This is a genomic window from Nocardia sp. NPDC003999 (assembly GCF_053604885.1).
On record NZ_JBSGIB010000006.1, the window covers coordinates 198535 to 211335 of the forward strand.

The following is a 12801-nucleotide window of genomic DNA, read 5'->3' on the forward strand; positions in this document are numbered from 1 at the left end:
CGCCTAAGTCCGCCGCTACCAGCAGAATGACGAAATCCGGTGGTCGCGCGAACCGAAAACCCTACGAAGGCTTGGATTCAGCGGACGCGACCGAATCACTTCACGCGATTGCGCAGCACCGGCACCAGACGGTCGAGCAACGTCTGCTGGGACGACTCGCTCCAGTCGCGGACCGCGGCGACGGCCGCGGGATCGTCCAGCGGAATCACCGTGGCACGGGTGCCCGCCACTTGGTACGGAAGGCCGAGCAGACCGCCGCCGCCGGCCTTTTCGTCGCTGCGCACGGCCAGCACGTAGCCGTCCGCCGCTACTTCCAGCCGGTTGGTTCCGGTCAGTTCGCGAGGCGATGCCTCGTCGCCCGCGCGCCGGTAGTTGAGGTTGTAGACGAATCCGAGATTTTGCAGGAACTCGGTTTGCGGGGTGCCGCCGAGGAAGATGGAGACCTGCGAGCCGCGCGGCACGTCGACCATCGTGATCGTCTTGCCCCGGAATACCGGGTTGTCCGCTCGCGCCCGGTCCAGCGGCGACAGCGCTGCCGTGCTGCTCGGCGTGGCGACAGCGGGATCGGGTGCTTGCCCCTCGCGATTAGAGGCCCAAATGCCGATCCCCGCGGCGAGTGCGACGGCCACTACGCCCGCGGCCGCCGCGAGCAGCCAGTTCTTGCGCGCGGGTCGTGCGGCGCTCCCTTGACCGGAGATGGCCACTCGGGAGTCGGTCCCAGGCCGCGGATCGAATACCTGGATGGGATAGGTCGGGGAGGTGTTGGTGGCGACGGGGTTGTAGCCGGGAATGAGGGCGCTCGCCGCCGCATCGGTGAATTCGCGGCAGCTGTTGAATCTTTCGGCCGGGTTCTTCGCCATGGCGCGGGCGAAAACGTGGTCGATGGCGGGCGGCAGGCCGGGGTTGACGGCGGTGGCCAGCGGCGGGGGCTCGTGAAGATGCCCCATCATCACCAGCGCGGGTTGGGTTCCCGGGTAAGGGTTGCGCGCGGTGAGCAATTTGAAGAACGAGCACGCGAGGCTGTAGACGTCGGCGCGGTGGTCGAGCGGGCTGCCGGTGAGCTGCTCGGGCGGGGCGTAGGCGATGGTCGCGACGAAACTACCGGTCTGCGTGAGTTCGGTGGTGTCATCATTGGCTTTCGCCACGCCGAAATCGGTGAGCAGCACGCGCTCTTCCTCGCCGGCGGCAGGCGCGGACAGCAGGAAATTCGCCGGTTTCACATCGCGATGCAGCAAGCCCTTGCGGTGCGCGTAGTCGAGTCCTTTGCCGACTTCGGTCGTGATACGCAGTGCGCGAAGCGGATTCATCGCATGCGGGTCGCGAGCCAGTTCGGCGGCGGCATCGGTGCCGTCCACGTATTGCATGGCGATCCACAACTGGCCGTGTTCTTCACCGCGGTTGTAGACCGAGACGATGTTCGGATGATCCAGTCCGGCGGCGAGATTGGCTTCACGCTCGAAGCGGGTACGGAACTCGTAGTCGCGGCTGAGTTCGCCGCCGAGCACCTTCAACGCGTCGGTCCTGGGCAGACTGGGATGTTTGGCCAGATACACCGTGCCCATGCCGCCCGCGCCGAGCACCCGCATGATGCGGTACCCGCCGACAATGGTCCCGGGGCTAATCGCCATGTGCACGATCTCCTGACTCCACGCGGGCCGCTGGCGTTCGCCACGCAGCATACTCGACCGAATTCGCGACGAAAGTGCCGCATTATCGGCTGTTCGCGAAAACGGAATACTGTGCGGCGGCGCGCTGTTGCGCGTCCAGCAGTTGATTCGCCGCGACGAATCCGACGTATTCCTTATACGCGACGACGCAGGTGAATCGCCTGTCGTCGAAAACTCCGCTCCGGTTCTCCACGCACGCCGAATCGGGCAGGTGCTGCGGGGGATCGGCCGGACCCGCAACCACTGTGGGGGTGATGCGTTCCGCGGCGATCCGCCGGGCCGTTTCCTGGTTCGGCGTGCGGATCACCAATGTGTCTCCGGAGACGGCGAATTTCTCGGCCCCCATCGCCGTGAAACGTTGTTTCGCGTAATCGAGGTCTTCGGCGTATTGCATGATGCCGCGCAGGCCGAACAAGGCGTGCGAATCGTCGTAGCTGGGCGATTGGACGCCGGCCGGATTCAGGGTGCGGCTCAGCAGATGATCGGGATCCCAAGGCAACCGCAGCATCTCCTCCTCGGTCAGCGGAGCCAGCTGATCGAGCAGCGGAAGCTGAACGTCGTACGCCTTTTCCGCGAGAGTGACGAGGGCGTTGCGGTCGGGAGCGTTGGCCGAGACGAGGAACGCCACCACGTAGGAGCCGTGCGCGAGCATCGCGCGCAGGAAGGGCGAGCCGGGACGCCAGTGCGCTCGCGCCTGCGGCCGGCGCGGCAGCGTGACCGGCTCGTTCTGGTCGCGGTAGGCGCCGAGATCGGCGTCGTAGAACTCGTTCGCGGCCTGACGTGCGCGGTCCGGGTCGGGAAACTGCATGACGATCGTGCCGATCGTGGTGGAATTGGGCCGGGGCTTGGTCGGCCACCCGGAGGCGATCAGGCTGACATTCTGATCCGATCCGTTGGTGTGGAACCCGTACATCATGCGGTTGCGTTCCGCGATCGGTCGCATGTCCTCCTGGCGACCGAGTTCCCCGGGCAGCGTTCCCTTGCTGATACTCGACGGCGTCCAGCTGTACTTCATCCTGGGATCGATGTCGTAGGCCGAGGCGACGTGATCGGCCAGCCGCATGGCGGCGACCTTTCCCATGTCGATGAACAGTGGTTGATAGTCGTCGTCGTGCGCGTTCGGCGGCTCGGTGGGGTAGTTGCCGGTGTCGAGACCGCGAATATCGATCTCACCCGGCCGCGCGGTTCCCGCGAGCGTCGAACCACAGCCGGTGACGATCGTGGCGGCCAGCGTGCACGCGAGAGCGACAGCGGCGGTGCGGAATCCTGTCATGCGGCATTCACCAACAATGCGTACTGGGCGGAGATGCGTTGCTGTGCGTCGAGCAGCTGATGCGACCAGGCGAACGCGGCGTAGCGGTCGTAGGACACCGAACAATAGAACCGGACGACGACCGTCTTGTTGCCGATGTACTCCTTGCACTGGGCAGCGGGAAGGCCCTTCGGTGACTCGGCTCCGCGGAATTTCTTCGTGAGTCCGCCGAGTTCCTCGCGTAGTCGTGCGGCCGAGTCGTCGTCGCGCGCGCGGAACAGATGGGTCCCGTCGGCGGCGTACCGATCCACTCCCGCCGCTTCGATGATCCGGCGGTCGTCGGCCGAATCGATGGTGAAGTGCAGCGCGCCGCGCTCGGTGTACGCGCCGGGCGGGTCGATCCAGGAGTCTTCCCTGGGACGCGGCAGCGCCCGGTTCAGCATGCCGTCGATATCGATCGGCAATGTCATCAGCTGGTCGACGGGCGTGGGCGTGAACCGGCCGATCGCCGGGACCACGGTGTCCAGGCTCTTCTCGACCAGGGCGAGCAGTTCGGCGAGGTCGACTTTCTCCAGGTAGACCTTCACATAGTCGTAGACCCAGGTGTAGACGACGAATTTACCCGTGGCGAACCATGATCCGATCGACTGATCCGTGGGCTGCCAATGCGCGTGCGCGGCAGGGTACTTGGCGATCTGGACGGGCGTGTTGCGGTTGTTGGCCTCGAAGTCGACGCGTTCCAGGGCCGCCGCCGCGGCCGCCGCCTTCTGCTCGTCCGGGAAGATCATGACGGCGTTGACCAGGTCGGTGCCCCGGTTGTCCGGCGCATTGCCCGCGTTGCTGAAGAATCCCGCGACGAAATCCGGCGCCGCCTCGGCGAACCGGGAGACGTCCATGATCCGCCCGAGCGCGTTCTTCGGCTCGATGAACACCTTGGACAAGGACGGATTCTGGAAGACGAACCCGGGGTCGATGTCCGAGGGCGGCGGGAGGAAGTTCGCGAGCCGCTCCGCCTCGATCATGCGCGCCTGCTCGGGATTCTTCGCTGTTCCGTACGCGCGCGGCGTCGTCGCGTAATTGCCCACGTCGAGCTGCGCCAGATCGACGGGCTGCGCGGACTTGTCCGTTCCGGCCGCCGGGTCGCCGCACGCGCCGCCCCCGAGGGCTACGGCGCAGGCCAGCACCAGGGCACCGGCGGTTCGGATCGGTCTCGACATCGCGCCGTGCTGCACTCTTCCCTCCCCTGACTGCGGTAGTTGCGCCGGATCCTACTTCGGCCCACCCGCGGCCGAGGATCGCGAAAGCGCTGGACGCCTACCGCCGTCGATCTCAGAAACTGTTCGCCAGCAGCGCGTACTCCGCGGCGACCTTCTGTCGCACGTCCGGTTCCTTATCACTGGTGACGACTCCGACGTACCGTTTGTACGCGACGTAACACCGGTATTTGTACTCGCGGTCCGGGTCGCCCTTGCTGTTGAGTTGCAGGCACTTGGCGCCGGGGACATCCTTGGGAGCGCCCAGCGGGTCGTAGTGCGCGCCTTCGCTGTCCAGCAGGCCGGTGACCAGTTTCTGGGCGGCGGCCGCGTCTCGGGTGCGAGCGACGTAACTGTCGTCGAGCAGGCCGATGTGGTCCACGCCGGCTTCCTCGACCAGGCGCAGGTGGACCGACTCGTCATCGGCGCGGTGCACCGTGTGAAAGCCGCCGTAGACGGCGAAGGTCGCCGGATCCGGCACGCGGTTCTTGCGGTCGGCGACCGCGACGCGGGCGAGCAGGCCGTCGGGATCGGACTTCAGGGTGTCGAGCTTGTTCACCGGGGTCGGGGTGAATTTGTCCAGCTGCGCGACCTGGGCGGCCAAGGTCTTGTCGACCCACTTCACCAGGTCGTCGCCATCCGCCGTCGGACGCTGGATGAACAAGGAGATGACGAATTCCTTGTACGCCATGAAGGTGCCGACGTTGGGAACGCCGGGCCGCCAGTGGATGTAGGAGTCCGGATACTTCGTGGACGACAGTTTGCGATTGTCCGGCGAAACGGCGATGTCGACGTCCTCGAGTTCACGGGCGGCGAGCTTCGCGGTGGCCTCGTCGGGGAAGCGGAACAACGCGTTCGTGACCGCGGTGGCCTGCGGGGCCGGATTGGACTGGCCGGCCGGATCGGGACGGTCGGCGCCGCTGGCGGCGTATCCCACGACCAGCTTGCGATTGTCGAAGACCGGCCTGGACACCTTGGCCACGAAGTCGAGCGCCTGCTCGGCGTCCTTGACGACGGTGCTGCCGCGGCCGAATTTCAGCGTGGAGTCGATGCGCACGGTCGGAGCCACGGCGTCGGACATCCGCATGCCTTCCAGCAGCGCGCCTTTGCCCGCCGAATCCTGGTTGTACTCGTGCTTGTCGACGGGATAGGTGCCGACTTCCAGCTTGCGCACATCGATCTCACCCGCGGTCGGCGTGCCGTGCACACCCGCGCAACCGGCCAGCATCCCCGCCAGTGCCAGGCAAGACGCGGTGAGCGCGATCCGTTGCGTCCGAACCATCTCAGGCCCCTCGTTCCTCCCGTTGCTGACACTGAAGTTACCCGACGGACGCCGGGTAGGGGGACCGATGGTCGTCGTATTGCAATACCCTTGTCGGTGTGGCGACGACCTTGCACTGCAATCCCGGTGGAGGCCGATACCGTTGATGGATCGGCAGGTCGAGGTCGTCGTCGGCAGCCACGCCGTGGCCAGGGTCGCGGGCGCGGTCGTCGTCGTCGCGCACCGCAGGCCGGGCAGGCCCACCCCGGACTCGACCGCCGTCGTCGCTTTGGAATCACTTGCCGAACTGGTGCGCGACGCGACCGATCGGGAGCCGGGTGGCCCCGGCGCTCTGGTTGCCCGGCACGCGACGCGCTGGCTGATGAAACAGGCCGAGCAGATCAGCCCGGGCGAGCCGATCGACTTCGGCATTCTGTCCACCGCCGAGCACGGGGGCGTGGCGATCTTCTTGCACGGGGCGATCACCGCCGTGCTGGCCGGTGACGGCGTGCTCGAGCGATACCGTGGCAGCGACGCCGCCTTCACGGTGGATCGGGTCGCGGCGGTTCCGGCGCGGGCGGCGGCGCTGTTCGTCGACGACGCGAAGGGCCGCATCCCGGATCTGCCACCCGAGCGCGGCATCGGCAGGCTGGTCGAGGGCATCGCGCAGGCAGGTGGCGCGATCGTCTGGACGGATGGCTCCCGCACGGGCCTGCCGACGAACGGCGGAGAGTCCGGCTTCGCCGGCGCGCACCACCGCCCGGAGACGCATCCGGTGCCGACGGCGCGCGTCGAATACGAGCCGTCCGCCGAATCGCAACGGCAGGAGCCGCGACCGCCGCGATACCCGACGGCGCCGTCGACCGCGATGCTCGATGCCCAGACCGAGCAGACGCCGATCGACCCGCACCACGCGCCGACGCAGCTGGGCGGCACCAATCCCGCGCCGCGGCCCGACCCGGAGCTGCAGCGCCGGCTCGAGGCGACCGCGAAGGCCACCGCGCTGACGGTCAAGGTGATGGGATTCAAATGCGCGCGAGCGCATCCCAGCGATCCTCGGGCGGCGTTCTGCACCGTCTGCGGTATGCCGGTCGACCAGACCCAAGCGCTGATCGAAGTGGTCCGCCCGCCGCTGGGCATGCTGATCCTCGACGACGGCATGACCTACATGCTCGCCGCGGACGCGGTGATCGGTCGCGATCCGGAGCGCTCGCCCGCCGCGGAGAGCGGGCTCGTCCCGCTGCGGGTCGACGACGCCTCCGGTGGCATGTCCAGGGCGCACGCCGAAATCCGATTGGTGAACTGGGATGTGACGGTGGTGGACTGCGGCTCGACCAACGGAACCCGCACTCGCCTGCCGGGCTACCGCGACTGGGTGCGCCTGGCGCCACGCCAGTCCATGGCGCTCATGCCGGGCACCGAGATCATGCTCGGCAACCGCGTGCTGCGCTTCGAACTGGCCGCGCCGCCGCCGTTCGGCCGCTGAGCCCGCGCTACGAATAGCGCGCGGCGCACACGCTTTCGCCGTTCAGGACACCGGCGCGAAAGGCCTCGACTCGTGAGAAACCACTCGGGACGGTCTTGCCCTGGGCGTCGCTCGCGGCCAGGCCATCGGTGAGCAGCCCCGAGACCGCCTCGTCCAGATCGCCTGCGGCGAGCTTGATATCGCCCTGATCCACCGGCCGCCCGGACTCGGCGAGTTTGCCGGTGACCACTCCGGACAGACAGGCCGCGCGCAGGCCGGTCTTGGCCCCGACCAGACTCTGACCACGGCTCTGCTGGACGGCCAAGGTGTATCGGGAGATGAACACGATGTAGCCGTTGTAGTCGCCGGTTACCTTGAGCGGCAGCGGGTCGTCCGCGCCGGACGTCGAGGTACCGCGCTCGGCGAGTCCGGGAATATCGGTGGCGATCGTGTTCGCGGCGGGGCAGTACGACACCGGTTCGGTCACGACGCCGTCGGGGCAATTGATCTTCGCCCGTGAGTAGTCGTATGTCGGCTCGTGGTCGATCGGCAGAATGGCTTCGAGTGCTTTGGTGAGTTCGACCAGGGTCTGTTTCGTGATGGGGTACTCGCCGCGCCCGTTGTCGTCGCTGAAGCTCTGCGGCAGATTGGCGCGGCGCTGGTCGATCTCGTCCTGGTCGATGCCCTTGCATGCCTTGGGACCGTCGGTGAAACCGATCTGCACGGCGGTGACCCGTTCGAAGGCGGAGCCGTGCACGCTCTCCGGATCGTCCGGGTCGGAGTCGCGGATGGCGACAGTGGCGGCGAGCACGGTGTTGAGGCCGTCGGAGGTGTTGATCGTGAAGTGCTTTGCCTTGCCCTCTGCCACGTGCCGCATGAACGCGCCCGCGAAGCAATCCGCCTGCTGCTCCTTGACGATCACCGGGTCCTTCGCGCCGACGATCTTGGCCATGGTCTGCACCGCGTGCCCGTACTCGTGCGCGAGCACCATCACCACCGACATCTTCCCGAAGGTCTCCTCCATGGTGGGAAGCAGCACCGACCGATCCCAGCCGATGGAATTGTCCAGGCGGCAGAAGGCGGCGTTCACCAAGCGATAGGTGCTCTCCTTACAGAACTCGACCGACTCGGGACGCCCGGCCTTCGCGCTCCAGGACAGCAGCTTCTCGACCGGCTTGAACTCGCCTGGGAACTCCTTGCCGAATTCGCCGCGCCAGTAGGTCTGGATGTCGTCGACGGCGTTGAGCGCCAGGGTGTCCACGGCGCCGCCGTCGCCGTTGGTCGCGGTCAGCGTGCTGTCCGGGACGCCGGTGCGGGGGCCGCTGGGGCCGCTCGTGGTGGGCAGCCCGGCAACCTTGAACGGATCGTCGTAGACGGAGACGGCCCGGCCGTCGACCACTCGAATACAGCCGCCGACCAGCACCAGAATGCTGAGCAGCGTCGCAACCAGCGCGGTCGCTCGGACTCTCGGCAAGGCTCCCCCTAGTCGGCCGCTAGATCGTTCACATCGGTCGCCGGATCGGGGCATTTGGCGCATCGGGGGCACCGCCGATGTCCGGGTGATGGAATAGTATCCGCTGCATGTCTTCACCGGGGGCGCAGACCATCACCGTGCGCCATGATGGAAACGAACGAGTATTCGATTCGAGCCAGCAGGTCACGATGGGCCGCGCGCCGGAGGTGACGCTTTTCGTCGACAGCCCGCTCGTCTCGCGAGTGCACGCGACGCTGGCCTGGCAGGGCAGCGCCTGGGTGTTGACCGACAACAAGAGCACCAACGGGGTTTTCGTGGACGCGCGCAGGCTGACCCAGCCGGTGTCGATCGACCGCCCCACGCAGGTCCGGCTGGGTGACGCGATCAGCGGCCCGCTGTTGCACCTGCTGCCCGCGAACCCGCAACCCCCGCAACGTCCTTCCGTGCGCCCGCCGCAACCGGCTCCGATGCCGCAGCCGGGACCGCCGCCGCACGGGGTCCGGCGGCCCGTGCAGCAGTTCCAGCATCCGCACTATCCGCCGCCCCAGGACGCACCGGCGCCCGCGGTGAACATCAACATGACGACCAGGGCGGACACCTCGAACATGCCGCCGGTCCGGGCCAGGGCGAGCACCGCGCCCATCGCCCGCGCCGACCGGATCCCGCAGACCGGCCTGAGCATCGGCCGCACCACCGACAACCAGATCGTCGTCAACGATCCGCTGGCCTCGCGCAAGCACGCCCGCCTGGTTGCCTCCGCCGAGGGGCTGGCCATCGAGGACCTCGGCTCGGCGAACGGCACGTTCGTCAACGGGCACCGCCAGCAACGGGCGGTGCTGCGCGAGCGGGACATCATCACCATCGGCAACGTCGACTTCGTCGTCCAGCAGGGCACACTGGTGCACCGGCAGAAGCCGGTCGCCGAGCAGGGCCTCGCGGTGCACGGGGTCGGCTTCACCGTCGAGGGCAACAAGCAACTGCTCGTCGACGTGAACATGTCGGCCAGCCGCGGCACCCTGACCGCGCTGATCGGCCCGTCCGGAGCGGGCAAATCCACGCTGTCGCGCCTGATCGCGGGCACCACCCGGCCTTCGGGCGGCGTGGTCACCTTCGAAGGCCGCAACCTGCACGCCGAGTACGAGGCGCTGCGTTCCCGGATCGGCATGGTGCCGCAGGACGACGTGCTGCACCGCCAGCTCACAGTGCGCCAGGCGCTCGGTTTCGCGGCCGAGCTGCGGCTGCCGAGGGACAACAGCAAGCAGGACCGGCAGCAGGTCATCGACGGTGTGCTGCAAGAGCTCTCGCTCACCGAGCACGCCGACACCAGGGTCGACCGCCTTTCCGGCGGTCAGCGCAAGCGCGCCTCGGTGGCGCTGGAACTGCTGACCGGCCCGTCGCTGCTCATCCTGGACGAACCGACCTCGGGCCTTGACCCGGCATTGGACCGCCAGGTCATGGTGATGCTGCGCGAACTGGCCGACGCGGGCCGCGTGGTGATCGTGGTGACCCACTCGGTGGCGCACTTGGACATGTGCGATCAGGTGCTGCTGCTCGCCCCCGGCGGGAAGACCGCCTACTGCGGCAATCCGGCCGGTGTCGGCGCGACGCTGGGCACCAGCGACTGGGCGGAGATCTTCGCCGACGTCGCGGCCAACCCGGACCAGGCGTTCGCCGCGTATCGCTCCCGGCAGGCGTTCGCGGCGCCACCCCCGCCGCCTGCGCAACCGTACGGGCCCGCGGGCAGTCCGCCGCAATCCAGCCGCGGCAAACAGTTCTCGACCCTGGCGCGCAGGCAGGTCCGCCTGATCCTGGCCGACCGCGGATATCTGACGTTCCTGGTGTTGCTGCCGTTCATCCTCGGCGGCCTGTCGCTGGTGGTGCCGGGGAAGAACGGTTTCCAGCGCGGTGCGCTGAGAGCGCTGCCGGACGGCACATTCGTGCCCGAAGGCGGAAGTGAGACACAGCAGTTGCTCGTGGTGCTGATCCTGGGCGCCTGCTTCATGGGCTCAACGCTCACGGTGCGCGACCTGGTCGGCGAACGGACGATCTTCCATCGCGAGCGCGCCGTGGGGTTGCTGCCCTCTGCGTATCTGATGGCGAAGATCGCGGTGTTCAGCTTCACCGCGCTGCTGCAATCGGCGGTGCTGGTCGGCATCGTCCTCGCGGGCAAGAAGCGTCCTGGTCAGGGCGCGGTGCTGGCGTCCGGCAGCGCGGAGCTGTACATCGATATCGCACTGACCGCGATCTGCTGTGTGGTCGTCGGATTGCTGCTCTCGTCGTTGGCCAAGTCGAACGAGCAGGTGATGCCGCTGCTGGTGGTGGCCATCATGTGCCAGCTGGTGATGGCGGGCGGCCTGATCCCGGTCACCGGCCGGGTGGTGCTCGAGCAGGTGTCCTGGCTGTTCCCCGCTCGCTGGGGTTACGCGACGGGCGCGTCGACGGTGAACATCCGCGACCTGTTCCTGAACGCGCAGGCCGACACGCTCTGGCAGCACAAGGCGGAGATCTGGGCGTTGGACGTCGGCGTGCTGTTGCTGATCACCGTGGTGCTCGCGGTCATGACCTGGCGCCGGTTGCGACTGAAGAAGTCGGCCGCGTGACGCGGTCCGGACGGTCCGGCTACGCCCCGGTGCGCGGAGGCGGCGCCCAGCGGCGTGGGACGGCAACGACGAGCATCTCGGCCGCGAACCGGGCACACTTATGCCTGTGACGGTGCGAGTAGGGGCAGTGCATCTCGGCTGGGATGTGGTGTCCGTGGCGGCCGGTGGCGGTGGCGTTCCCATCCGCCCCGTGCAGGTGGAGGGCATGTGGACGCCGCCGGCCTATCTGCTGGCGGATTCGTCGGGCCGGTTGCACACGGCAGGCGTGGAACGCAACAGACCCGATCTCGGGATGGCGATCGCCGACGTGCGCGACATCCTCGGGCATCCGCAGATCGTGGTCGCCGGCGCGACATGGCCCGCGGAGTTGGTGTTCCGCGCGCGCCTGTACAACCCGCTCGCCGAGATCGGCAAGCACTTGCGCGGCAAACCGGATCTGGTGGCCTTGCCCTACCCGGACAGCTGGCCGGACGAGAAGATCGATGTCTACGCCTCGATGGTGGAACAGCTCGATGTCGTCGTGGAACCGCTGCCGGAGAGCGTCGCGCTGTCCGGCTACGTCCGCGCCCTCGGACTGGTGCACCCGCCGGACCGGTCCAGGCCGAACGGCGTCGGCGCGACGGGTGTGTACTCCGACGGCCGCGGCATGCTGGTGGTCGCGGTGCACGGCGACGACGAGCAGCCCACCGAGTCGGTCGACGTTCCGGTGGACGCGGAGGCCATGCGTGACGCCAGGTCGGCGGACGACGTCGTGATCGAGGTCATGGCGGCGGCCCGTTCGATCGGCGCGGACACCTCGACGGTCCTGCTGTCGGGCAACGTGCGCTTCAACGACGCGTTGCGCCTGGCCTTCCAGAACCATCTCGGACACCGCCTGCACGTGGCCGATCATCCGATGCACGCCCTCGTCCTCGGCGCGGCGCACCTGCTGGTGAGCGATCCGGAGGCGGACGAGCCGGAGCCCGCGGGCAGGCACACCGAACCCGCGCCCGCTCCGCAGCGCCCGGTGGACGCGCAGTACCCCCCGCAGCAGGCGGACGCGGGTCAGCGGTCGGCGCGGCCGGTGCCCGGTGTGCAGTACGGCCCGGGATACCCGACCCAACCCGAAGAGGCGACGACCAGGATCGGTCGCGACGAAGTGCCGCGGGGCCTGCCGCCGAATCTCGCCGAGCTGGGTAGCCGCTTCACCCGGCCGCCGAGCGCGCCGGACGAGCAGCAAGACGGCGGTCGTCCGCCCGGTGGGCCGGTGCCGCCCCTCGACCCGCGTCCGCCCTATCCGGGCGGGCCGGAGTCGTACCCCGGTCAGCAGCGCCAGGGGCCATGGCAGGACTCGGGCGCCGACTCCGACGACGAGGACCGGCACCCCAAGGGCAAGCTGTGGAACAAGATGAAGGGCAACTTGTTCGGGGCCAACACCGTCGTCGGGGCGGTGGCGCTGGCCGTGGTCGCGCTTCCCTCCGGGAATCATGGCGTGGAGCTGACCGCGCAGCCGGTCGTCCTCGACACGGCATCGGTCGTCGCGGAGGAAGGGGTCGATGGCGAGCCGGTCGGCTGTCCGACCGCGCCCGATGCGATCATCCAGCCCAAACCAGGGGTCACCGCCGCACGGGGCAACCAGCGGGAAGCGCGGGAACGGGCCGCCGAGTGCGGACGGCCCGATGTCGATACTCTGCGCTATCTGGTCCCCGGCCCGCCGGGCGCCATCGACCTGGGCCCGCCGATCGAGATCTGACGCGATTTCTTCCCGCGATACCCCACTGGTATCGTTGCTCGCTGGCGTGTGGAACGTCCGGCCGACTCCTGGTGATCGTCCGGATGTCCACCGAGTC

At 68.2% G+C, this 12801-nt stretch carries 8 protein-coding genes; 3 read left to right on the top strand and 5 right to left on the bottom strand.

The genetic code is table 11. From position 1 onward, the window contains the following. Positions 1–95: 95 nt before the first annotated feature. The 4 genes from ACWESM_RS15660 to ACWESM_RS15675 all read right to left on the bottom strand — a co-directional run bounded on the left by ACWESM_RS15660 (position 96) and on the right by ACWESM_RS15675 (position 5454). Positions 96–1628, bottom strand: a complete 1533-nt coding sequence (locus ACWESM_RS15660) for a serine/threonine-protein kinase (protein WP_452492286.1) — start codon at positions 1626–1628, stop codon at positions 96–98. 82 nt (positions 1629–1710) lie between these two features. Next, positions 1711–2940, bottom strand: coding sequence for a DUF7373 family lipoprotein (locus ACWESM_RS15665; RefSeq protein ID WP_364430923.1), 1230 nt, complete (start codon positions 2938–2940; stop codon positions 1711–1713). After that, positions 2937–4136 (bottom strand): DUF7373 family lipoprotein, encoded by a 1200-nt coding sequence (locus ACWESM_RS15670; protein ID WP_364430926.1) that lies wholly within the window; start codon positions 4134–4136, stop codon positions 2937–2939. Before ACWESM_RS15670 ends, ACWESM_RS15665 begins: the two co-directional genes overlap by 4 nt. A 112-nt stretch (positions 4137–4248) precedes the next feature. Next, positions 4249–5454 (bottom strand): DUF7373 family lipoprotein, encoded by a 1206-nt coding sequence (locus tag ACWESM_RS15675; protein WP_364430928.1) that lies wholly within the window; start codon positions 5452–5454, stop codon positions 4249–4251. Between the two features lie 145 nt (positions 5455–5599). On the opposite strand from ACWESM_RS15675, the gene ACWESM_RS15680 reads away from it, so the two are divergent. Continuing rightward, positions 5600–6919 (top strand): FHA domain-containing protein, encoded by a 1320-nt coding sequence (locus ACWESM_RS15680; protein ID WP_364430930.1) that lies wholly within the window; start codon positions 5600–5602, stop codon positions 6917–6919. 7 nt (positions 6920–6926) lie between these two features. Here ACWESM_RS15680 and ACWESM_RS15685 read toward each other — a convergent pair whose 3' ends face one another. Then, positions 6927–8372 carry a metallopeptidase gene (locus ACWESM_RS15685; RefSeq protein ID WP_452492288.1) on the bottom strand — a complete coding sequence of 482 codons (1446 nt, stop codon included), beginning with the start codon at positions 8370–8372 and terminating at the stop codon, positions 6927–6929. A 107-nt stretch (positions 8373–8479) separates the two neighbouring features. On the opposite strand from ACWESM_RS15685, the gene ACWESM_RS15690 reads away from it, so the two are divergent. Beyond that, positions 8480–10972: an FHA domain-containing protein gene (locus ACWESM_RS15690; protein WP_355076257.1), complete on the top strand. Its 2493-nt coding sequence runs from the start codon at positions 8480–8482 to the stop codon at positions 10970–10972. Between the two features lie 100 nt (positions 10973–11072). Next, the gene (locus ACWESM_RS15695; RefSeq protein WP_364430938.1) at positions 11073–12704 is read left to right on the top strand and encodes a chromosomal replication initiator protein DnaA; all 1632 of its coding nucleotides are present in this window, start codon (positions 11073–11075) and stop codon (positions 12702–12704) included. The last annotated feature ends 97 nt before the right edge of the window (positions 12705–12801 follow it).